This window comes from Longimicrobiales bacterium, from assembly GCA_035764935.1.
Lineage (GTDB): Bacteria > Gemmatimonadota > Gemmatimonadetes > Longimicrobiales > RSA9 > DASTYK01.
In genome coordinates this window covers 1-22,258 of record DASTYK010000184.1, presented here as the reverse complement: position 1 = coordinate 22,258, position 22,258 = coordinate 1, and the positions used below count along the sequence as shown (strand labels likewise).

The window sequence follows — 22,258 nt, the reverse complement described above, 5'->3', positions numbered from 1 at the left end:
TGGGTTCGTGGAGAACCGGGCCCCGCGGCTCGAGACGCGTTGTGCGCGTTTGCTGTGATGCCCGCCGCGCAGTGTGGGAAGCGTGTTGGCGCAGCGCCATGGCTGTCCACGCCGTCCACATTCCGCGAGTCCATGTGGAAACACGCCAGTCGGCTCCACAGCGATTCCACACGATTTCAACGCAGCTTCCTGCCGTACCGGACGACGCCCGCGCAGGCGACGAACGCCGACGCAGGACGTCGCATGCTACCCTGCCAGCTCGACGCGCAGCGCCTGCACGCGCGCGCCGAACGCGTCATCGGTCCGGATGTCGTCCTCGACCTTGTTGATCGAATGGATCACGGTCGAGTGGTCCCGGCCGCCGAACGCCTTACCGATCTCGATCAGCGGGATGTCGAGCAATTCGCGCATCAGGTACATCCCGACCTGGCGCGGCACGGTCAGCTCCTTGGTCCGCTTCTTCGAGACCAGTCCGTCCACCGAGACGCCGAACTCCCTGGCGACCCGCTCGCGGATCAGGTCCGGCGTCAGCTCGACCGTGCGTCCCTCGAGCACGCCGCCGAGCGCTTCCTTGGCCAGCTCCGTCGTCACCTCGCGGCGTGTGAGCGACGAGTAGGCGAGCAGCTTGATGATCGCGCCCTCGAGCTCGCGCACGTTGGAGCGGCAGTTGCGCGCGATGAACGTGAGCACCTCGTCGTCCAGCGCGATCTCGTCGTCTTCCGCCTTCTTGCGCAGGATCGCGACGCGCGTTTCCAGGTCCGGCGGCTTGATGTCCGTGACGAGTCCCCACTCGAAGCGCGAGACCAGGCGCTCCTCGAGGCCCGGGATCTCCTTGGGCGGACGGTCGCTCGTCATCACGATCTGGCGCTGCGCGTCGTGCAGCGCGTTGAACGTGTGGAAGAACTCTTCCTGCGTCCGCTCCTTCTCGCCCAGGAAGTGCACGTCGTCGATCAGCAGCAGGTCGATCTCGCGGTAGCGCCGGCGGAAATCCGCCATGCGCCCCTCCTGGATCGACGCGATCAGGTCGTTGGTGAAGCGCTCGCTCGAGATGTATGCGACGCGCCTGCCCGCGTCCCGCCCGAGGATCGCATGACCGATCGCATGCATCAGGTGCGTCTTGCCCAGCCCGACGCCGCCGTAGATGAAGAGCGGATTGTACATGCGCGCCGGCGCCTCCGCCACGGCGCGGCATGCCGCTGCCGACAGCTGGTTGTTGGCACCGACCACGAAGCGGTCGAAGGTGTAGCGCTCGTTGAGCTGACTGCCGAATGCGACGTTGCCCGTCACGCCGCCCGTAGGTGTCGCCTGCGCGCCGGGCGCGGAGCTCGCCGACCCAGCGGCGGACGACGCCTGCTGCGCGTCGCCGCGGGCCGGCTCCGGGCGCACCGGTTCCGTGGCCGGCGGCGGACCCATCGGCGTGGACGTGCGCGCGCCCTCCGAGCCGGGCGGATGCTCGAACGCAATCGAGATCGGCCGCCCGAAGACACGCGCCGCGACGTCGCTCAGGAGATCACCGTACTTGTCCTCGATCCATTCGGCCGCGAAGTCGCTGCTCGCCGAGACCGTGAGCCGGTCGCGCGAGAGCGCAAGCGGCTCGGTTTTCTCGAGCCAACTGCGAAACGTCTGCTCGGAAAGATGAGGCCGGGCACGTTCCAGCACACGGGCCCAGGCCTCGGTCGCGGTCAGCTCCATTGCATCGTCGAAGAACGTCTCGGTTGGGAAGTAGCGGCGCGGAACCTAGCGGCGGCGTTGTGGATAAGTCAACGCCGGGACAGCTTCGGTTTACGCTGCAGTGGGGTTGACCAGCCCGGCCGGATCGGATTATCCTTCACGTCTTTGCTGGACAGGTTTTTCGTTCTCCGGCTGCCCGATGGCAGCCCGTCTGTTCGAGGTGTTCCATGGGCATGCCGACATACCGGCCGCACAACCGCAAGCGCAAGAACAAGCACGGCTTCCGCGCGCGGATGGCGACAAAGGCCGGCCGCAAGATTCTGAACAATCGGCGCCGCAAGGGGCGCAAGCGCCTCGTCGTAACGGTCGGCCGGAAGTAACGGCCGAGCGGTGGGCGCGTCCCGTGGCGGCAGGCAGCGGCTGCCGCGCGAGCGACGGCTGACGCGCGGCACCGAGATCAAGGCGGTTTTTCGCCGGGGGAAGAGGAGCAGGACGGCCCATCTGGACGTCTTCGACTCCGCTTCCCCCGTTGCACATCCGCGCGTCGGCGTTATCGTCCCCCGCTACCGACAGACCGTCGTCAGGCGCAACCGCGTGAAGCGGCGGCTGCGCGAGCTCCTGCGGCGGGAGGTGCTGCCGCGGCTGGAGGAAGCCGGCCTCGCGCTGGACGTACTGGTGCGCGCGCGGCGCGAGGCGTACGACGCCCGCTTCACGGAGCTGCGCGAGGAGCTGGAACGATGGACCGACCGTCGCCTGTCGCGCGCGGCCTCGTCTTCCTGATTCGCGGCTACCAGCGAGGGGTATCGCCGCTGCTGCCCGCCTCCTGCCGCTACGTGCCGAGCTGCTCCAGCTATGCGGCGGAAGCGCTGCAGGTGCACGGCGCGGCGCGGGGCGGCTGGCTCGCGGTCAGGCGACTGCTCCGCTGCCATCCGTGGGGCGGCAGCGGCTACGACCCGGTGCCGCCGGCGCGCGGTGCGTCCAGCGTCGCCTCCACGGGGATCCAGCACGAGCCAGGGGGTGGGCAGCAGCACCGCCCGGCTGAGCCGGTTGCGCGCGCGGCCACGGACACGCCGCGCTGGCCAGCACCCGATGCGGAGCCGCGATCGCACGATGCGGCGCCAACCAAAGATGATGCGGGGCCGCGATCGCACGACGCGGCGCCAGGTGAAGATGATGCGGAGTCGCCCGGCGGCGCGGCTTCGCCAGACAGATAGAGACAGATGGAAAGCGGACGTTTTCTGCTGGCAGTGATCCTGATGATCGGCGTCATGATCATCACGAACCTGCTGTTCGGGCCGGATCGCCCCGCGCCCGGTGACCTGCCTGCCGACAGTGTTTCGGTCGTCGACTCGACGGCCGCACCGACGCTCGACACGACGCGTGCCGCGCCGACAGGTGGCGGTGCGCCGGCGGCGAACGGCGGCGCGGTTGATACCGCGCGGGCGGGAACGGCCGCAGCCGCCGACGCGGCGCTGGACACGGTCCAGCTGTCGACACCGCTGCTGCAGCTCGGTTTCACGGGCGACGGCGCACTCGTGTCGGCGGAGCTGCGCGAGTACGAGGCGTTCGGCGAGGACGTGGCGGAAGGGCAGCCGGTCGAGCTCGCGCCCGAGGGCGGCAGCCTGCTTGAGCCCGTACTGGTGGTGGGGCAGGGGGGCCAGACTGCGCAGGTGCCGCTGCGGCTGGAGGCGGCCGACGACTCGGCCGGCCTGCAGCGCGTGCGCTTTGCGTGGCGCGGCGGCAGCCGTGAAGCCGTACTCACCTACACGCTCGCACCCGACGACTACACCCTGCGCGCGACGCTGCTGACGCGCGGGTTCGCGGAAGCGCCGCAGCTCCAGATCGGCCTGCCGCACACCCTGCGCTCCAACGAGGCCGACCCCAACGAGGACCGGCGCTCCCTCGCCTACGTGATGAACGGCACGCGCGAGGGCATCGAGAGCGTCAACCTCCGCTCCGTCGACGAGCCGCGCGTGCACAACGGCCCGTTCACCTGGGTCGCGGTCAAGAGCAAGTACTTCCTCGTCGCTGCGATGAGCGGTGAGGGCAGCCTGCCGTTCGGCGGCGTGCGCGCCCAGCCGACCGGCGTCGAGGATGCGGCGGACATCGTCGCAACACTGCCCGCCGCCGCGGACGGGACCGTCGCCTTCGACGTCTACATCGGCCCGCAGGTCGCCGACCGGCTCGCCGCGTTCGGCAACGGCCTCGAGGACGTGAACCCCTACGGCTGGCGACTGCTGCGTCCGATCCTTCGGCCGATCGGGCATGCCGTCACCTGGGCGCTCGTCTGGCTGCACACCAACCTGAACATCGGCTACGGCTGGGTGCTCATCCTGTTCGGTGTGCTCGTGCGCCTGCTGCTCTGGCCGCTCAACGCGCGCTCCATGCGTGCACAGCTCAAGAACATGGAGCTGCAGCCGCGCATCAAGGAGATCCAGGAGAAGTACAAGGCGAACCCGGAGGTGATGCAGCGGGAAATGATGAAGCTCTACAAGGAGGGCTTCAACCCGCTCGGCGGCTGCCTGCCGCTGCTCATCCCGTTCCCGGTGCTGATCGCGCTGTTCTTCGTCTTCCAGGGCACGATCGAGTTCCGCGGCGTCGAGTTCCTCTGGCTGCCGGACCTGTCACGCTTCGATCCGCTCTACATCCTGCCGGTGCTGCTCGGCGCGACGATGTTCCTGCAGCAGTTCATCACGATGAAGTCGACGCCGGCGCATCTCGAGAACCCGCAGATGAAGATGATGATGTACTTCATGCCCATCTTCATGACGGTAATCTTCCTGCGCTTCGCGTCGGGGTTGAACCTGTACTACGTCGCGCAGAACGTCGCGTCGATTCCGCAGCAGTTCCAGCTGATGCGCGAGCGCAAGAAATGGCATGCTTCGCGTAAATAGCGGATTGTCTTCACCGCCGAGGCGCTGAGGACGCGGAGAACGGATCGGGTGCTTCGGTGGCCGGTCCGTTTTCGTTTGGGCGAAATGCCGTAGTACGTCTTTGCGCGGAGGAATGGAATCAGGCTAATCGGGAAGCGACGAACCGTCGCATGTTTCAGTCGGACCACGCAGGCGCGTTCGGTCTGGCGTGTTCGTTCGAATCATGGAGATTCTGACTGGTCGGGAATGGCCGGCCGAAGCAGCGTACAGCAGGACGTGGTGAAATTACATCCCCGGCTGTCGAGACACGTCCATCGACGGCGAACTCTGGTGTTCACGGCGCACACGTACCCTCGAGGTCTTCGATGACACGTCCAGGTCCCGTGATTCTCATCGGCATTCGGGCTCTTGCAGTGACGCTGGTGGCAGTGGCCAGTCTGCAGCTTGCCCTCCACGTAGCTGAGACGGCCTTTCTCATGCGCAACGGACTTGGCGGTGATGCACGCATCGCGATGGTGCTTGGCCTTGGCGGTGCGATCGTCGTGGGCAGCTCGCTTTACCGCCACAGCCAGGTGTTGGCAGATCGCATTGTGTCGAACATGCAGCGACGCCGGCACGAGGATCCCTCGAGCCGGCGCTGAGCGGCGCTGCACGATGCTGCCAGTGAGTCGAGACCGTGCGTGCGCACGCACGTCACGTCATGGAAGGGTCACCACACCGTCTGAAACGTCTCCGGTAACGACTCGATGCCCGGCTGCTCATCGACCAGCCGATCGACGTGCGCGAGGGGAGGACCCTGTGCAAGCAGATCACGCATGCGCGCCACCGCATCCGGGTCGCCCGCGACCTCTGCCTCCACCGCCCCGTCCGCCCGATTGCGGATCCAGCCACGCACCTCGAGCTTGCGCGCCTGGTGAACTGCCCAGGCTCGATACCCGACGCCCTGTACCCGCCCGGTGATCAGCACGCGTATCCGATCCACCAACTCAGCCGCCTTTCGTGAGTGCTGTCCGCCGCTCCTTCTGGAAGCGACGCTTCGTCCTCCGCTTGCTGCGTGCCCGATCAGAGGCAGCGCCGCCCGCAGGCAACCGCGTGACGGGCGGCCCTGCTGCCTACCCTGCGGGATGCAGTCCTACGGAAGCTGAAGGTAGTCCCAGGTGCCCCGGCGCCAAGAGGTGTTGTCGTAGCGGCGGGTTTGCATAATGCGATGCAGGCACCCCGCATATCGCAATGGAAGTTTCACGTGAAACAATGTCGATGTTCCGCGAAGAGCTGGCGAGGCGGGGCGTAACTGGCTCTTCGCCGGTCTGGCGGGGGCGGGGTGCAGCATGCCGGGGAGGGTGCAGCGTGCCCTCCCGGGAGGCGCTGCATTTCCCCGGTCGTGCCGGAGCCGGGCGCAACAGGGGCTCCACGCTGCCGGCAAGCGGCGCAAGCTCGCTCCGCGGCTCTGCTCCTCCGCGTCTCTGCGTGAAAAAGAACCACCAAACCCGCTCGTGTTTCACGTGAAACACCCACGCAGCCATGTCCGCGCCCCCGTCCCTGCTTTACCCTCCCGCACCACGCACCTATATTCATCCCCCCACACTGAGCCGGCACACGGAGCGCATGTCCCGCGTCATTGCGATCGCCAACCAGAAGGGCGGGGTCGGCAAAACGACCACCGCAATCAACCTCGGCGCGGGCCTCGCCGTCGCGGAGCGGCGCACGCTCATCGTCGACATGGACCCGCAGGGGAATGCCACCAGCGGCCTGGGCATCGACAAGAACACCGTCGAACGCTCGACCTACGACGTGCTGATCGGCGCGACGCCGGCCGAGGAGGCCGCGCTCCGGGGCATGCACTTCCCCCTGCTGGACGTCATCCCCTCGAGCCAGGACCTGGTCGGGGCGGAGGTCGAGCTGGTGGAGGGGGAGGACCGGGAGCTGCGCCTGCGCAACGCGCTGGCAGACGTGCGCGAAGCGTACGACTACGTGCTCGTCGACTGCCCGCCGTCGCTCGGACTGCTCACGCTGAACACGCTGGCCGCGGCGGACACCGTCCTGATCCCGATCCAGTGCGAGTTCTACGCGCTGGAAGGGCTGTCCCAGCTCCTGAACACGATCCGCCTGGTGCAGCAGAGCCTGAATCCCGGGCTCCAGATCGAGGGCGTGCTGCTCACGATGTTCGACCAGCGGCTCAACCTGTCGCGCCAGGTCGCAGACGAGGCCAAGGAGTACTTCGGCAGCCGCGTCTTCAGCAGCGTGATCCCGCGCAACGTGCGGCTGGCGGAGGCACCCAGCTTCGGCAAGCCGATCGCCGTCTACGACGTGCTGTCCGCCGGCTCGCAGAGCTACCTGGCGCTGGCGCGCGAGATCATCGCCCACGACGCCGCCCACGCGACGCGCCAGGCCGAGGAAGGTGTCGCATGAGCGCGCCCGAGCCGACCGGCGGGCGCGCCCGGGAAAGCCGGCCGCGCGACGACAAACGGTCGGGCAAGCGGCTGGGCAAGGGGCTCGGCGCGCTGCTCGGAGACTACCTGGGCGAGCAGGCTGCGGCCGAGGTCACCGGCCATGCCACCCAGGAACAGCCTGAAGCCCGCCGGATCCGCATCGCCGACGTCCGTCCCAACGCCTATCAGCCGCGCCGCGAGTTCTCCGAGCAGGAGCTGGCCGATCTTGCCGCTTCCCTCGAGGCGAACGGGCTGTTGCAGCCGATTGTCGTCCGACCGGTCGATGGGCCGGGCGCCACGCGCTGGGAGCTGGTCGCCGGTGAGCGCCGCTGGCGCGCCGCGACACGGCTGGGCTGGACCGACATCCCCGCGGTCGTGCGCGACGTCGACGACCGCACCATGCTGGTGCTCGCGCTGGTCGAGAACATCCAGCGGGCGCAGCTCAACGCGCTGGAAGAAGCCCAGGCCTACGAGCGCCTGGGCCAGGAGTTCTCGCTGACGCAGCAGCAGATCGCGGACGTCGTGGGGAAGGACCGCTCCACGGTGGCCAACGCGATCCGCCTGCTCCAGCTGCCCGCCAGCGTCCGCGTGCTCCTTTCCGAGAATCGTCTTTCCGCGGGGCATGCGCGCGCGCTGCTCGGCGCCGACAACGACCGCACCATTGCCGACCTCGCGAGGCGCGCTGTCGAGCAGGGGTGGAGCGTGCGCGAGGTCGAAGCGGAAGTCCAGCGGACCCGGGGTGCCAGCCGGCGCCGCCCGCGGCAGGAAAAGCAGCGGGACGCCACGGAGCGGCAGCTCGAGGAGGAGCTGCAGCGGGCGCTGGGCACGGATGTACGCATCAAGCGCGGGCGCGGCATGAAGGGAAAGCTGGAAATCCCGTTCTACGGCGCCGAAGACTTCGAGCGGCTCTTCGAGATCCTGGCGGGCCGCTCCGCCCTGGACGTCGTATCCTGAGGCAGAATGCACACTGCACGTGGCAGCAGTGCGCCGCACATGCGCGGGCCGGTGGCAGACCATCCGTCGACCGCTGGCAACCGCGCGACACACACGCGCCGGCTGGGAATGAATGGCTGACGAACGCCGCCTGACCGTGATCGTCGTGCCGCACGGCGACCTCGAGACGCGCACCTACGAGATCTCCTACGGCCGGCTGCGCTTCTACCTCCTGATGTTCATCGCCGTGGCCATTGCGGTTGCCCTCGTGCTGGCGCTCTGGTTTCCCATTGCGGCGCAGGCCGGGCGCGTGCCCGCACTGGTGCGGGAGAACGAGCGGCTGCACGCGGAGCGGGCGCAGGTTACCGAGCTCGCGCGGACGCTGGCCGAGGTGGAGGCGCAGTACGAGCGCGTGCGCCAGCTGCTCGGGGCCGACGCACCCTCGGGCGACGGGCAACCCCTCCTCCCGCCGCTGCGGCCCAAGCCCGACACCGCGGCCACCGAGACCGGCGACGATGCGGCGATGATCGACGGTGTGATCCAGCAGTGGCCGCTGGAATCGCGAGGCTTCATCACCCGCCGCGTGTCCGACGCCTCGGATCACCCGGGGGTGGACATCGCGGTGAGCCGGGGCAGCCTCATCCGGGCGGCCGGTGCGGGGGTGGTGCGAATCGCTGGCGTGGACGACGTTTACGGCTACTATGTCGTCCTCGATCACGGCGACGGTATCCAGTCGCTCTACGGGCACGCCGACACGTTGCTCGTGGACGCGGGCGCGCGGGTGGCTGCAGGGCAGCCGGTGGCGCGCGTCGGCACCAGCGGCCGGTCGTCCGCGCCGCACCTGCATTTCGAAGTTCGGCGCGACGGTCGTCCGGTCGACCCGCTCCGCTTCGTAGCACCCTGAGGCAGCAATGGCGCTCATCGGCAGGAACGCGCAAAGCACGTCCAGGAACTCCTCCAAGGATCAGAGCGAAATGGCCAAGGAAACGAACGGCTCACAGACCCCGCGCGACGGCGTGATCTCGATCATCGGACCCGGCATGCGTGTCGACGGCGACTGCACCGCGGACGGCACGCTCCGGGTCGAAGGCTACATCAAGGGTACGGTCCGGGCGGGCAAGGCCGTGGTCGTCAGCAAGGACGGCGTCGTCGAGGGCGACATCCTGACGCAGGATGCGATCATCGGCGGCAAGGTCACCGGCACCGTGTCGGCGGAGAGCCGTCTCGAGCTGCAGGCGACCTGCCAGATCCAGGGGGAGATCCGCGCGCGCCGCATCAAGCTGGACGAGGGTGGCCAGGTCAACGGCAATGTCAGGACCGGCGATGCCGAGCGGCCGTCATCGGTGCCGGCGGCGGTGCGGACCGGCGGCGGCGAGACGGCGGCACCAAAGAGCTCCGGGCCGGCGATCGAAGCGACGCCTGGCATGTAACGCCGGACGTAACGGAAACAGCGAATCGCGGGGCTGGGACACTGTCCCGGCACCGCGATTTTCGTACCTGTGTCCGGGAACGCGCCGGAATTCTCCACAAAACGTCGAAATCGTCCAAGTTGTTGTCAGAGCGTAACTTTGGCGTACAGAGGCACTTTTTAACATGCGGGTGTTGAAAAGCACCCCCCTGTTATCAACAGTGAGGGACAGCGGCGGATGAGGCTGCACGAGCTGGTCGAGTACCTGAATGGATACCTTCGCGTTACCGCGATTCCCGACTACCCCGGGGCACTGAACGGGCTGCAGGTGGAGGGCACGCGCGACGTCCGGCGGCTCGGTGTTGCGGTCGATGCCAGCGAGGCCAGCGTGCGCGTGGCGGTGCGGTCGGACTGCGACCTGCTCCTGGTGCATCACGGGCTGTTCTGGGACGGCAACCGGCCGGTGACGGACAGACGCTACCGTCGGCTGCAGCCACTGATCGCCAGCGGTGTTGCGCTGTACGCGGCTCACCTCCCGCTGGACTTGCACCCAGAAGTCGGCAACAACGCCCAACTGGCCCGTGAGCTCGGCATCGACCTGAAAGGCACCTTCGGGGCGTACCAGGGCGTCGACGTCGGCGTCTGGGGCGAGTGCGAGATCACGCGGGAAGCGCTGGCCGCGCGGCTGGACGATCGGCTGGGGGTCCGGGTGCACCTGATGCCGGGCGGACCCGAGCGGATCCGGACGATCGGCGTGATCACGGGTGGCGGCGGCAGCAGCATCGGCGAAGCGATCGCCGCGGGGCTCGACGCATTCATCACCGGCGAGGGTGCGCACCACACGTACTTCGACGCTGTCGAGGGCGGAATCAACGTGTACTACGGCGGGCACTACGCGACGGAGACGTTCGGCGTGCGTGCGCTTGCGGCGCACCTGGCGGAGCGGTTCGGCCTGGAGTGGGAGTTCTTCGATCTGCCGACGGGATTGTAGGGGAGCGCGAGCCGTGCGTGATCGCAGCGGATCGGGACGTTCTTCGTCGTTGATCCGCTAGCGCTCGCGTTGCGTCGTCGAGTCGTTCCCCACACCGCGTTCCGCCACGTCGTACCCGATCAGAAACGCGAGTCGCGCCTGCTGCACGGCGCCGCGCAGGTCCATCGCAGGATCGTACTCGTCGGTGGGCAGGTGATAGCTCGATGCGTTCCAGCGTGCGAGCATCTCGATGCCCCAGTTCTCCGGTCGTCCGCGATAGTGCTCACCGTGCATCAGCTGCACGGCGGGCACGCCTGCCTGCACGAACGCGAAGTGATCGGAGCGGAAGTACAGGCCGAGCCACGGCGCGGGATCGGGCGTGCGTCGCATGTTCATCTCTGCACCGCGCGCGTCTGCGATGCCGGCGATGCCCGGTGTCGATTCCGCGCCGAGCAGCACGAAGTCGTGCGTTTCTCCCCAGAGGTTTGCGCCGTCGATGTTGATGGCCGCAATCGTGTTCGCAACTGGAGCGGCGGGCGTGCGCACGTACTGTGTCGAGCCCAGCAGTCCTGCTTCCTCCGCCGTGGTGAACAGGAACACGACGGAGCGCGCGGGCGGTTGCTCCAGCCTGCGGAATGCGCGTGCGATCTCGAGCAGAGCTGCAACGCCGCTCGCGTTGTCGTATGCGCCGTTGTAGATCGAGTCGCCGTTGACCGCGGGGCCGATGCCCAGGTGATCGAAGTGCGCGGTATAGACGACGAACGAGTCCGCGTGCTCCCGGCCTGGCAGCATCCCGACCACGTTCTGCGTGTCGATGCGTCGCGCGCTGCCTGCGATGCGCGCACGCATGGTGATGCCGGTGCTGACCGGCTGGAAGTCGCGACGTGCGGCTGACGCGAGCAGCTCGTCGAGGCTGTGACCCGCGTCCGCGAGCAGCGAGCGCGCGGTCGACACGCGGATCCATCCTTCGACGCGCAGCGGCGCGGGCTGGTTCCTGCGATCGGCGAGCGTGTACTGTGCCTCGCCGAACGACGACTGCACGACGTTCCACGGATAGCCGGCCGAGTCGTCGGTGTGCACGATGAGCGCACCCGCCGCTCCCTGCCTGCGCGCCTCCTCGAGCTTGTACGTCCAGCGTCCGTACCGGGTGAGTGCGCGTCCCTCGAACAGCGCCGGCTCGGTCGGTGGTGTGGGCGGATCACCGCCCAGGATGAGCACGACCTTGCCCTTGACGTCGCGCCGCTCGTAGTCGTCCCAGTCGTACTCGGGGGCGCGCACGCCGTAGCCGACGAACACGACGTCCGCGCCGATGTTGACCAGCGTGTCCGCGACGCCCGGCCATGCGATCACGTCAGCGTTCAATGCGACGCCGATGGTGTCACCGCGCGCGACGAAGCTGACACTGCTGCGCGTCGTGTCCGGCTGCCACGCGTCGATGGCCACGCCCTGGCGGAAGCCGCCGCGTGGCTGCTCGAGGCCGATCAGCGTGAGCTGCGATGCGATGTAGCGTGCGGCGAGCCGGCCGCCGGCCGTGCCCGGGGCGCGTCCCTGCAGCAGGTCGTCGGCGAGAAAGGCGAGGTGTCCGCGGATGCCGGCCGCACTGATGGTGCGAGCGGCCGGCGGCGTGAGCGTCGTCTGCGAGGGGTTCTGCGCGTGGCCGGTGAAGGGCAGCGCGAGCAGCAGGGCGAAGACGAGCGCGAAGCGGTTCACACGTTCAGCCGCCGGTGATCGCCCGTGCCTGCTGCTGGTACGACGGGAGGATCGCCGAGTGGTCGAGGTACTCCGGGTATCCCTTGTTGCGCTCGCTCTCGAACGCCTCGAGGAAGCGCGCGTAGTGCTCGCGCGCCGCGGCCGTGTCGCCCGACTCGAGCAGCGCCTCCGCGGCGGCGCCGAGTCCCAGCAGGTGGCTGGGCGACATGTCGAGGATCCGCTGCGCGGTCGCGCGCGCGGCGGCGTAGTTCCCGGAAGCGGACTGGATCAGGCTGAGATGGTAGAGCCCGTCCGCGTCCAGCGGCTCCGACGCCTCGTACGCCTGGATCGCCATCGGATAGAACTGCGCGGCCGCCGCGTTATCCCCGCTCTCGCGGGCCTCCATGATGCGGTTGAACAGCCGGTCCGCGTTCTGGCGCATGTCGCCGGACAGGGCGGGCGGCGTGCCTGTGCCGCCACCGCTGGCGAACGGCGCCGTCGTCTGCTGCTGCGGTGGTGCGTCGTCGCCGAAGAACATCGGCACGACCATGATCAGGATGATGACGACGAGCACGCCGCCCGCGAGCAGCCATGGCGTGTTCGCCGAGCTGCGCGCGGTCTGTGCGGCCGGCGCAGCGGCACCGGTCGGCGCACCGCACTGGTTGCAGAAGCGTGCGCCCGCGGCGAGCGACGCGCCGCAGCTCCGGCAGGCCGCGCCCTTCAGCGGGGTGCCGCAGTCGGGACAGAACTTGCCGTCGGTCTGACGGCCGCATCCAGGACATTTCATGCGGCCAAGCTACAATCACGGCGCGAGCGGAGTAAAGGCGCCGCGCAATGGTCCCGTGACCGACCGGCGAATATCTTGCGCGGATCGCGTCCGGACCGACCTGGGGGAGAATGCCGACAGAGAAGCCGAAGAACGAGCGGGAGCGGGAGGAGCAGCCCACACCGGCGGAGCCGCCGCCTCAGCCGCCGGTGCCCGTCACCGAGTTCGCGAAGCAGCCCGGCGAGGAAACGGAGGACGAGCGGCTGCTGCAGCGGGACAGCCAGCGCGTGTCGCCGGAGATCGCGACCACGACCGACGCGTGGCGCGTCTTCCGGATCATGGGCGAGTTCGTGGAGGGCTTCGACACCCTGGCGCGGCTGGGTCCGTCGGTCAGCATCTTCGGCAGCGCCCGCACGCGCCCCGACGAGCCCGACTACACCGCCGCGCAGCGCACGGCGGAGCTGCTCGTCCAGCACGGGTTCGGCGTGATCACGGGCGGCGGGCCGGGCATCATGGAAGCCGCGAACCGCGGCGCCGCGGAGGCCGGTGGCGAGAGCGTCGGCTGCAACATCGAGCTGCCGTTCGAGCAGGGGATGAACCGCTGGGTACGCACCGCGATCAACTTTCGCTACTTCTTCGTGCGCAAGACGATGTTCGTGAAGTACGCGGAAGGCTTCGTCATCTTCCCGGGCGGCTTCGGCACGATGGACGAGCTGTTCGAGGCGCTCACGCTGATCCAGACCGGCAAGGTCCGCGACTTCCCGATCGTGCTGTACAACAGCGACTACTGGGGCGGCCTGCTCGACTGGGTGCGCGACAGAATGCTGGGCGACGGCAAGATCAAGGCGGAGGACATCGACCTGCTGATGATCACCGACTCGCCCGAGGCCGCTGCGCAGCACATCGTCGACTGCTACGAGCGCAACTGTGAGAAGCGCGCGGCGATGGGTGGCGAGCGGGCGATCTATTCGGGACTGTCGCGCGGCGACATCGGCGATCGCATGCAGCGGCAGCGGCGCAGCATGCCGTGATTGGCTGACCGGTTCGGCGCGGCACACCGGCGGGAAGCGCGGCAGCCGCTGCGACGACGCGTCGCGCGCGTTCGAGCGCGGACCGACTGCGGCAGGAGCAATTCACTTTTTCGAGACGGTGACACGAGCAACGGGATGAGCAAGAAGAGCAAGTACCTCGGTGGCGCGCGCATCGCGCCGGAGCCGATCGCGAAGGGAGTGTCGGCGGCCGACCTGGTCGACCAGGCGTTTCTCTCCTACAACGGCGGCCGCCTGCGTGAAGGGTGCCGCCTGTTCGCCGAGCGCATGCTCGACGACGACGTCACGATCGGTGTCACGCTCACCGGTGCACTGACGCCCGCGGGGCTGGGCATGAGCGCGATCATCCCGCTGATCGAGGCCGGTTTCATCGACTGGATCATCTCGACCGGCGCAAACCTGTACCACGACACGCATTTCGGCATCGGCCTCGACCTGCACCAGGGCAGCCCCGCCGTCTCCGACATCGAGCTGCGCGACGAGGAGGTCGTGCGCATCTACGACATCTTCTTCGACTACTCGGTCCTGCTCGACACGGACGCGTTCTTCCGGAAGATGATCACGGGTGACGAGTTCCAGCGCACCATGTCGACGGCGGAGTTCCACTGGCTCGCGGGGAAGTACGTGGCCGAGCGGCAGAAGGCGCTCGGCCAGAAGGGCAAGTCGCTGCTCGCAACGTGTCACGAGTACGACGTCCCCATCTACACGTCGTCGCCGGGCGACTCCTCGATCGGGATGAACGTCGCGGCGGCGACACTGCAGGGCTACTCGCTGCAGTTCGACGTCAACGCGGACGTCAACGAGACCGCGTCGATCGTGCTCGCCGCCAAGCGCGGCGGCGGCCGGAGCGCGATCACGATCTTCGGCGGCGGCAGCCCCAAGAACTTCGCGCTCCAGACCGAGCCGCAGATCCAGGAGGTGCTCGGCATCGCCGAAAAGGGGCACGACTACTTCCTGCAGTTCACGGACGCCCGCCCCGACACGGGCGGCCTGTCCGGCGCGACGCCGGCCGAGGCCGTGAGCTGGGGCAAGGTCGATCCGGACCGGCTCCCCGACGCGGTGGTCTGCTACACGGATGCGACGATCGCCATGCCGATGCTGGCGGCCTACGCGCTGACGCGCCACGAGCCGCGCGAGCCGAAGCGCCTGTATCGGCGGCGGCAGGAGATGCTGGACCTGCTCAAGTCGGAGTATGAGGCGTCGGACCGGAACGAGGCGGCGCGGGCGCGGGAAGAGCGTGATGTGACGTTGCCTCGGGATCGTTGAGGGCTGGGCTGGTGTGGTGGCGGTTGCCGGGGGGTTAGGCGGGCCGGGGCCTGGGGCCGGGGGCCGGGGGCCGGGGTGGCCGCGTGGATTCGCGGGCGGCGTGACGTGCGGTGCCGGTGACCGCCGGCTGTTGACCCGGGCTCGGGCGCGGGCTCCGGGCGTGCGGTTCCAGTTCAAGGGAGGGTCCCGTGCGGGTTGCCATAACGGGTTCCAGCGGCATGGTCGGCCGGGCGCTGGCGGAGGCGCTGCGGCGGCGCGGGGACGAGGTCGTCCGGGTGGTGCGCTCGTTCCGGGACGTGTCGTCGCGGGAGCGCGTGGTCGTCTGGCAGCCGGACCGGGGGCAGGTCGAGGCCGCCAAGTTCGAGGGCGTGGATGCGGTGGTGCACCTGGCGGGCGAGTCGATCGCCGGTGTGTGGACGCCGGGGAAGAAGCGCGCGATCTACCAGAGCCGGGCGAAGGGCACGACGCTGCTCGCGCGCGCGCTCGCGGAACGCCGGGAAAAGCCCGCGGTGCTCGTGAGCATGTCCGGCGTCAACTATTACGGCAGCAATCGCGGCGACGAGCCGCTCACCGAGGCGAGCCCGCCGGGTGAGGGGTTCATGGCGAACGTGACCAGGGCATGGGAGCAGTCCGCCGACCCCGCGCGCGAGGCGGGGATCCGGGTCGTGCATCCGCGGACCGCGCCGATCTTTTCGCCGAAGGGCGGCATGCTCAAAGTGGTGCTGCCGCTCTACCGCCTGGGGCTCGGGGCGCGCCTGGGCAGCGGCGAGCAGTACATGCCGTGGATCGCACTCGAGGACGTGGTCGGCGCGCTGCTGTTCTTTCTCGATCGGCCCGACATCGCGGGCGCTGTCAACCTGGTTGCGCCGGATTTCGTTACCAACGCGGAGCTGAACGCCGAGCTGGCGCGGGCGGTGAACCGGCCGAGCGTGCTCAAGGCGCCGGCGTTTGCTTTGCGGCTGGCGCCCGGGGCGATGGGAGAGGAGCTGCTCCTCGGTGGGCTGAAGGTGATCCCGAAGGTGCTGCAGGACGCGGGGTTCGGGTGGAAGCAGCCGCGGCTGCGGGAGGCGCTGGGGGCGATGCTGGTGTGAGGGACGGGGCCGTACGCTCCAGAATACCGGAATAGTGGTCGGCGGGTGACGGGGTGACGGGGGGACGGGGGGACGGGGGGACGGGGGGACGGGGGACGGGGGACGGGGGACGGTACAGACCGGCCACATAGGTAACAGGATGGACCGGGCACATAGGTAACACTCGAGTGCAGACTAGGGCTCTACCCTGTGCGGAGGAGCCCGATGCCCTGGAGTGAGACCTGTCCGATGGAAGAACGAGCGAGGTTCGTCCTGGAGGCCATGGAGGGCTGGACATCCATGAGTGAGCTGTGCCGCCAGTACGGCATCAGCCGGCGCATCGGGTACAAGTGGATGGCCCGCTATCAGGCTGAGGGTCTGGCGGCCTTGGAGGATCGGCGGCGCGTACGGCGGACCCAGGCGCTCCAGACACCGCCGGAGGTGGTGGCCGCGATCATCGAGTTGCGTCAGAAGCATCCGACGTGGGGGCCACGTAAGCTACGCTCGCGGCTCTTCGAGATCGCGCCGGACGTGACCTGGCCGGCTGCGAGCACGATCGGCGTGATCCTACGACGAGAGGGCCTAAGCCAGCGGAGACGACGCAAGCGCTCGCGATCCGGTGCCTGGATGGGGACGCGCACCGCGGCGGATGCACCGAATCGCGTTTGGACAGCGGACTTCAAAGGGGAGTTTCGACTCGGCTGCGGCCAGCTCTGCTACCCGCTGACCATCGTCGATGCCCATACGCGGTATGTGCTCGCATGCCACGGCCTGCCGAGCACCAGCACTGCGGGGGCGCGTGCGACCTTTGAGCGGGTGTTTCGCTCATTTGGATTGCCGGAGGTGATTCGGACGGACAACGGTGCGCCGTTCAGTTCCCGGGCTCTGGGCGGTCTGTCGCAGCTGGCAGTCTGGTGGCTTCGCCTCGGAATCCGGCTGGAGCGAATCCGGCCACGACACCCGCAGGACAACGGTGCTCACGAACGAATGCATCGCACTCTCAAAGCAGAGGCAACGCGTCCGACCCGGATGACGCCCCAGCTGCAGCAACGTGCGTTTGATGCATTTCGACGGGTTTACAACGAGGAGAGACCGCATGAGGCGCTGGGTCAGCGTCCGCCGGCGCATTACTATCTGCAGTCCGAACGACGAATGCCGCGCCGCCTGCCGGAACTCCACTATCCGGAGGACTTCCAGCGCCGGCGTGTGCTGCGCCACGGACAGATCAAATGGCGCAGCCACCAGTACTTTGTCAGCGAGACCCTACGCCGCCAGACTGTCGGACTCCGGCTGAATCAAGCGGGATGGTGGGACCTCTTCTTTGGCCCGGTCCACCTCGCCCAACTCGATGAAGCGCAAGGAGTCCTCAAGCCAGCAGACCGGCAGCTCAAGGCGCGTAAAGGCCATGGGTGAGTGTTACCCATGTGCCCGGTCTAAACTGTCACCCATGTGCCGGGCTGTTCAGACGGGGGACGGAAACGTCGCAATTGCCGCTGCGCATTCGACGGTGTGTGACGTTTCCGGCGCATATGGCCGGGAAGGTTACAATTCCCTGGGTGTGGGCTCGCGTTCTGTGACGTTTCCGGCGTGTAGGGCCGGAAAGGTTACATAGCCCGTCAGGAGGCGTCGCAATTGTGACGTTTCAGGCTAGCCCCGGGGGCAATTGCCGGGCGCGCACCGGCATGAGCACGGCGGCACCGGCACGGGCAGGCTCACCGGCCTCAGCACGGCACGAGCACGCCGGCACCACCACCGGCACCGCTCACCGACCTCCGCACCGGCATGAGCATGGCGGCACGCGCACGGGCACGCGTCTCGGCACCGGCGGAGGGCGGGCCGCACATCGGACTGCACCGGCCTGCGCCTAGCGCCCGCATCCGGGGCCGCATCCGGGGCCTGCATCCGGGGCCTGCATCCGGGGCCTGCATCCGGGGCCCGCATCCCGAGCCCGCATCCCGAGCCCGCATCCCGAGCCCGCATCCCGAGCCCGCATCCCGAGCCCGCATCCCGAGCCCGCATCCCCCAGCGACACAGCGCCGTGCCCTCCAACCCCCATGTTTGCCCCATCTTGCGCGTGGGCGTATGATTTCCGTTCTCGACGGGAGCAGGGGATGATTGCACCAGAAGGCGGCCCGCGCGGGTACGCGCCGGCGGGCAAGGACACGGGCGTCGTCAAGTCCAAGGGGACGGCACGGCTGCCGATCCTGGACGGGGCGCCGCAGCCGCTGCGGGGGAAGAAGCCGGAGTGGCTGAAGGTCCGCTCGCCGGGGGGGCAGAACTACAGCCGGCTCAAGGGGCTGATGCGGGGGCTGAACCTGCACTCCGTGTGCGAGGAGGCGGGCTGCCCGAACATTGGTGAGTGCTGGGAAGCGGGGACGGCGACGTTCCTGATCCTGGGCGATGTGTGCCCGCGCGCGTGCACGTCCGGCGCGATCGCGCACGGCATGCCGACGGAGCTGGACGAGGACGAGCCGCGCCGGGTCGGTGAGGCGATCGAGGCGCTGCAGCTCGAGCACGTCGTGATCACCAGCGTGAACCGGGACGAGCTGCCGGACGGCGGTGCCCGGATCTTCGCTGAGACGATCCGCGAGTGCCGTACGCGACGCCCGTCGATGACGATCGAGGTGCTGATCCCGGACTTCAAGGGTGACGAGGACGCGCTGCGCGTGGTCGTCGACGCGAAGCCGGACATCCTGAACCACAACCTCGAGACCGTGGAGCGGCTGCACCCGTGGGCGCGGCCGGGCGGCCGCTACTGGCGCAGCATCTCGTACCTGGGCGCTGCCAAGGCAATCGACCCGACGATGCTGACCAAGTCGGGCGTGATCCTCGGCATGGGCGAGACGCAGGAGGAGATCCGCCAGGCGCTCGTCGACCTGCGCAAGGCGGCGGTCGACATCGTGACGCTGGGCCAGTATCTGCGCCCGAGCGAGCACCACGCGCCGGTGGCGCGGTGGGTGACGCCGGCGGAGTTCCGGGAGTGGAAGCGGCTCGGCGAAGAGGAGCTCGGCTTCCGGCACGTGGAGTCGGGTCCGCTGGTGCGCTCCAGCTATCACGCCGAGACGCAGGCGCGGACGGTCACGGCGGGGGCGGCCGGCGAGATCCGCGAGGTGCTGGAAGCAGATGTCCCGGCACCGGCGGAGGTAATGCCGCCGCTGGTGCAACTGGAAACGAAACGGAAGGCCGGCTGACGGGACAGTACGCTGGAGGCGACAACCCCCGGCCGGCCGCGGTGGCCCGCGAGGAGCGGAGGCTGCGCCGGCCGGTCGTGTATTCGGCGGAACCAAAAATGCGCGCTGATGGCGCATTGAAGTGATCTGAGGAGAGAGGGATGGCACAGACGAAGGCGGCCCGGAAGACGTCGCAGGCGGGCGGAAGCTCGAACGGTCGCGACGCGGGCGCACGGAAGGGGGACGCGTTGCTGGGGCTGAAGAAGGACGAGCTGCATGCAATGCTGTACCAGATGCTGCTCGGCCGGCGGTTCGAGGAGAAGTCGGCGGAGGCGTACGCGATCGGTAAGATCGGCGGCTTCTGCCATCTCTACATCGGGCAGGAGGCGGTCGCGGTCGGCTCGATCATGGCGCTCCGCCCCGAGGACTACGTGATCACGGCCTACCGCGATCACGTGCAGGCGATGGTGAAGGGGATCACGCCGAACGCGGTGATGGCCGAGCTGTATGGCCGTGTCGATGGCTGCGCGGGCGGCAAGGGCGGCTCGATGCACCTGTACGGCGCCGAGCAGAACTTCCTGGGCGGCTGGGGCATCGTCGGCGGGCAGGTCCCGCTGGCGGTCGGCGCCGGGTTCGCGATCAAGTACCGCGAGCAGGACAACGTCGTGCTTTGTTACATGGGCGAGGCGGCGGTGAACCAGGGTGCGTTCCACGAGTCGCTGAACATGGCCGCGCTCTGGAAGCTGCCGGTCATCTTCATCGTCGAGAACAACCGCTTCGGAATGGGCACCGCGTGGGAGCGCGCGTCGTCGCTGTACGACATCTCGCAGAAGGCGAGCGCGTACGACATGCCGTCGGCGGTCGCGGACGGGATGGACGTGATCGACATGCGTCGCGTGACGCAGGAGGCGATCGACCGTGCGCGCAAGGACGGCACGCCGACACTGATCGAGGCGCGCTGCTACCGCTTCATGGGCCACTCGATGTCCGACCCGGTGCATGGCGTGTATCGCACCAAGGAAGAGGTCGAGGAGCAGAAGCAGAAGGATCCGATCACGCGCTTCCTCGAGCTGCTCAAGGACAACAACCAGTTGACCGACGAGGAGCTGAAGACGATGGACGCCGAGATCCAGAAGGTGTGCGAGGAGGCCGCCGAGTTCGCGGACAACTCGCCCGAGCCGGGGCTCGAGGATCTCTACACGCACGTGTACGCATCCGAGGATGTGCACGGGCGGCTGTTCTTTGATCGCAAGAACCGGCTGGAGCAGGGCTGAGCTGAACGCGGGCCCAGGGCCCTGGGCCCAGGGCCCGGCCCCGCATTCAACGTGTTGATTGAGGAAAATGTCTACACTGACTTATCGCGAGGCGCTGAACCAGGCGCTCGCTGAAGAGATGGAGCGCGATCCCGACGTCTTCCTGATGGGCGAGGAAGTCGGGCTGTACAATGGCGCATACAAGGTGTCCAAGGGGCTGCTCGACCGGTTCGGCGAGAAGCGCATCGTCGACACGCCGATCACGGAGCTCGGGTTCACCGGGCTGGGTGTCGGTGCAGCGATGCTGGGCCTGCGTCCCGTGATCGAGTTCATGACGTTCAACTTCTCGATCCTGGCGATGGACCAGGTCTTCAACAGCGCGGCCAAGGTGCACTACATGACGGCGGGCAAGTACAAGTGCCCGATCGTGTTCCGTGGACCGACCGGCGCCGCGCTGCAGCTTTCGGCGCAGCACTCCCAGGCGCTGGAATCGTCGTACGCGCACTTCCCCGGTCTCAAGATCGCGACGCCGGCGACGCCGGCAGATGCGAAGGGACTGCTCAAGGCCGCGATCCGGGACGACGACCCTGTCGTCATCATGGAAGGCGAGCTGTTGTACAACATGAAGGGCGAGGTTCCTGACGTAGAGGACCATGTCGTGCCGCTGGGCGTCGCTGAAGTGAAGCGCGAGGGCTCCGACGTCAGCATCATCACGCACGGCAAGATGGTGCACGTCGCACTGCAGGCCGCGACCGCACTCGAGAAGGATGGCGTCAACGCGGAAGTGCTGGACCTGCGCTCGCTGCGTCCGCTCGATGTCGATGCGATCCTCGCGACCGTGCAGAAGACGAACCGCGTCGTGTACGTCGAGGAAGGCTGGCCGTACGTCGGCATCGGCTCGCAGATCGTCGACACGATCCAGGAGGAGGCGTTCGACTACCTGGACGCGCCGATCCTGCGCGTGACGCAGGCGGACGTGCCGATGCCGTACGCGAAGATGCTGGAGCGGATGGCGAAGCCATCGGCGGAGCGCGTCGTCGCTGCATGCAACAGGGTGCTGTACCGGCAGACGGTTTGAACCGATGCGCGCGCGTCCGATGAGCAGGTGCGCGCGATCGCTGGTGGCGGTGAGAGTTAACAGGTGGCGAGCGGGCCGGGAGACGATCTCCCCCTGGCGACTGCGCTGGCGCTCGTCCTGATTCGTCAAGGCTTATGGCAACGAAAGTCCACATGGAAGCGCTGTCCCCGACGATGGAAGAGGGACAGCTCGTTCGCTGGCTGAAGAAGGAAGGCGACCAGGTCAAGGACGGCGACGTCCTCGCCGAGATCGAAACCGACAAGGCGACGATGGAGCTGGTCGCCCGCGGCTCCGGCGTGCTGCGCAAGATCATGCTGCCGGAAGGCGACACTGCGCCGATCGGGCAGGTGATCGCGGTGATTGCGGGGGCCGACGAGGACATCGGGGACGTCGGAGGCGGGCCGGGAGCCGGGGCCGGGGCCGGGGCCGGGGAAACGGCGGGCGCGGGGACCCCTGACGCCTCTTCGGGTGAGGCCGCACGTTCTGCTGCCGGCGCCGGTGACATCGGGAAGGGTGCACAGGCGGTTGCTTCCGGGCAGACGGAGACGCAGAAGGGCCGGGGTGCGGAGACGGGGACCGCCCAGGAACAGGCGGCGGGTGCGGGTGGCGCGCGTGCAGGCGCGGCTGGCGAAC

At 68.3% G+C, this 22,258-nt stretch carries 22 protein-coding genes; 18 read left to right on the top strand and 4 right to left on the bottom strand.

Annotated features, from left to right (window positions below; genetic code table 11):
* Positions 1 to 246: 246 nt before the first annotated feature.
* Entirely contained in the window at positions 247 to 1,692 is a 1,446-nt protein-coding gene (dnaA, locus tag VFU06_16195) for a chromosomal replication initiator protein DnaA (GenBank protein ID HEU5210937.1), read from the bottom strand.
* A 212-nt stretch (positions 1,693 to 1,904) separates the two neighbouring features.
* Here dnaA and rpmH point away from each other — a divergent pair, with 212 nt between their 5' ends.
* The 5 genes from rpmH (at position 1,905) to VFU06_16170 (ending at position 5,185) form a co-directional block, all read left to right on the top strand.
* Positions 1,905 to 2,051, top strand: a complete 147-nt coding sequence (gene rpmH, locus VFU06_16190) for a 50S ribosomal protein L34 (GenBank protein ID HEU5210936.1) — start codon at positions 1,905 to 1,907, stop codon at positions 2,049 to 2,051.
* 10 nt (positions 2,052 to 2,061) lie between these two features.
* The gene (gene rnpA / locus VFU06_16185) at positions 2,062 to 2,451 is read left to right on the top strand and encodes a ribonuclease P protein component (protein HEU5210935.1); all 390 of its coding nucleotides are present in this window, start codon (positions 2,062 to 2,064) and stop codon (positions 2,449 to 2,451) included.
* A complete protein-coding gene (yidD, locus tag VFU06_16180; protein ID HEU5210934.1) occupies positions 2,409 to 2,885 on the top strand; it encodes a membrane protein insertion efficiency factor YidD in 477 nt (158 codons plus the stop codon). Before rnpA ends, yidD begins: the two co-directional genes overlap by 43 nt.
* 6 nt (positions 2,886 to 2,891) lie before the next feature.
* Complete coding sequence (yidC, locus tag VFU06_16175; GenBank protein HEU5210933.1) at positions 2,892 to 4,565, top strand: membrane protein insertase YidC; 1,674 nt, start codon at positions 2,892 to 2,894, stop codon at positions 4,563 to 4,565.
* A gap of 362 nt (positions 4,566 to 4,927) precedes the next feature.
* A complete protein-coding gene (locus VFU06_16170; GenBank protein HEU5210932.1) occupies positions 4,928 to 5,185 on the top strand; it encodes a hypothetical protein in 258 nt (85 codons plus the stop codon).
* Between the two features lie 68 nt (positions 5,186 to 5,253).
* Here VFU06_16170 and VFU06_16165 read toward each other — a convergent pair whose 3' ends face one another.
* The gene (locus VFU06_16165; protein HEU5210931.1) at positions 5,254 to 5,526 is read right to left on the bottom strand and encodes an acylphosphatase; all 273 of its coding nucleotides are present in this window, start codon (positions 5,524 to 5,526) and stop codon (positions 5,254 to 5,256) included.
* 623 nt (positions 5,527 to 6,149) lie between these two features.
* Here VFU06_16165 and VFU06_16160 point away from each other — a divergent pair.
* The 5 genes from VFU06_16160 to VFU06_16140 all read left to right on the top strand — a co-directional run bounded on the left by VFU06_16160 (position 6,150) and on the right by VFU06_16140 (position 10,305).
* Positions 6,150 to 6,953: an AAA family ATPase gene (locus VFU06_16160; GenBank protein HEU5210930.1), complete on the top strand. Its 804-nt coding sequence runs from the start codon at positions 6,150 to 6,152 to the stop codon at positions 6,951 to 6,953.
* The gene (locus VFU06_16155) at positions 6,950 to 7,927 is read left to right on the top strand and encodes a ParB/RepB/Spo0J family partition protein (GenBank protein ID HEU5210929.1); all 978 of its coding nucleotides are present in this window, start codon (positions 6,950 to 6,952) and stop codon (positions 7,925 to 7,927) included. Before VFU06_16160 ends, VFU06_16155 begins: the two co-directional genes overlap by 4 nt.
* 112 nt (positions 7,928 to 8,039) lie before the next feature.
* Entirely contained in the window at positions 8,040 to 8,810 is a 771-nt protein-coding gene (locus VFU06_16150; GenBank protein HEU5210928.1) for a peptidoglycan DD-metalloendopeptidase family protein, read from the top strand.
* A 7-nt stretch (positions 8,811 to 8,817) separates the two neighbouring features.
* Complete coding sequence (locus tag VFU06_16145; protein ID HEU5210927.1) at positions 8,818 to 9,336, top strand: polymer-forming cytoskeletal protein; 519 nt, start codon at positions 8,818 to 8,820, stop codon at positions 9,334 to 9,336.
* Positions 9,337 to 9,552: 216 nt separating this feature from the next.
* A complete protein-coding gene (locus VFU06_16140) occupies positions 9,553 to 10,305 on the top strand; it encodes a Nif3-like dinuclear metal center hexameric protein (GenBank protein HEU5210926.1) in 753 nt (250 codons plus the stop codon).
* A 57-nt stretch (positions 10,306 to 10,362) separates the two neighbouring features.
* Here VFU06_16140 and VFU06_16135 read toward each other — a convergent pair whose 3' ends face one another.
* Both VFU06_16135 and VFU06_16130 read right to left on the bottom strand, forming a co-directional pair.
* Positions 10,363 to 11,994: a M20/M25/M40 family metallo-hydrolase gene (locus tag VFU06_16135; GenBank protein HEU5210925.1), complete on the bottom strand. Its 1,632-nt coding sequence runs from the start codon at positions 11,992 to 11,994 to the stop codon at positions 10,363 to 10,365.
* A gap of 4 nt (positions 11,995 to 11,998) precedes the next feature.
* Positions 11,999 to 12,760: a zinc ribbon domain-containing protein gene (locus VFU06_16130; GenBank protein ID HEU5210924.1), complete on the bottom strand. Its 762-nt coding sequence runs from the start codon at positions 12,758 to 12,760 to the stop codon at positions 11,999 to 12,001.
* A 110-nt stretch (positions 12,761 to 12,870) separates the two neighbouring features.
* Here VFU06_16130 and VFU06_16125 point away from each other — a divergent pair, with 110 nt between their 5' ends.
* The 8 genes from VFU06_16125 to VFU06_16090 all read left to right on the top strand — a co-directional run.
* A complete protein-coding gene (locus tag VFU06_16125; GenBank protein ID HEU5210923.1) occupies positions 12,871 to 13,770 on the top strand; it encodes a TIGR00730 family Rossman fold protein in 900 nt (299 codons plus the stop codon).
* 135 nt (positions 13,771 to 13,905) lie between these two features.
* The gene (speY, locus tag VFU06_16120) at positions 13,906 to 15,054 is read left to right on the top strand and encodes a deoxyhypusine synthase (GenBank protein ID HEU5210922.1); all 1,149 of its coding nucleotides are present in this window, start codon (positions 13,906 to 13,908) and stop codon (positions 15,052 to 15,054) included.
* A gap of 188 nt (positions 15,055 to 15,242) precedes the next feature.
* The gene (locus VFU06_16115; GenBank protein ID HEU5210921.1) at positions 15,243 to 16,145 is read left to right on the top strand and encodes a TIGR01777 family oxidoreductase; all 903 of its coding nucleotides are present in this window, start codon (positions 15,243 to 15,245) and stop codon (positions 16,143 to 16,145) included.
* A 204-nt stretch (positions 16,146 to 16,349) separates the two neighbouring features.
* Entirely contained in the window at positions 16,350 to 17,537 is a 1,188-nt protein-coding gene (locus VFU06_16110) for an IS481 family transposase (protein HEU5210920.1), read from the top strand.
* A 698-nt stretch (positions 17,538 to 18,235) separates the two neighbouring features.
* Positions 18,236 to 19,315, top strand: a complete 1,080-nt coding sequence (gene lipA, locus VFU06_16105; protein HEU5210919.1) for a lipoyl synthase — start codon at positions 18,236 to 18,238, stop codon at positions 19,313 to 19,315.
* A 140-nt stretch (positions 19,316 to 19,455) separates the two neighbouring features.
* A complete protein-coding gene (pdhA, locus tag VFU06_16100; GenBank protein HEU5210918.1) occupies positions 19,456 to 20,568 on the top strand; it encodes a pyruvate dehydrogenase (acetyl-transferring) E1 component subunit alpha in 1,113 nt (370 codons plus the stop codon).
* A gap of 67 nt (positions 20,569 to 20,635) precedes the next feature.
* Positions 20,636 to 21,625 carry a pyruvate dehydrogenase complex E1 component subunit beta gene (locus VFU06_16095; protein HEU5210917.1) on the top strand — a complete coding sequence of 330 codons (990 nt, stop codon included), beginning with the start codon at positions 20,636 to 20,638 and terminating at the stop codon, positions 21,623 to 21,625.
* A 152-nt stretch (positions 21,626 to 21,777) separates the two neighbouring features.
* On the top strand, positions 21,778 to 22,258 hold a 481-nt coding region (locus tag VFU06_16090; protein HEU5210916.1), incomplete at its 3' end, for a biotin/lipoyl-containing protein.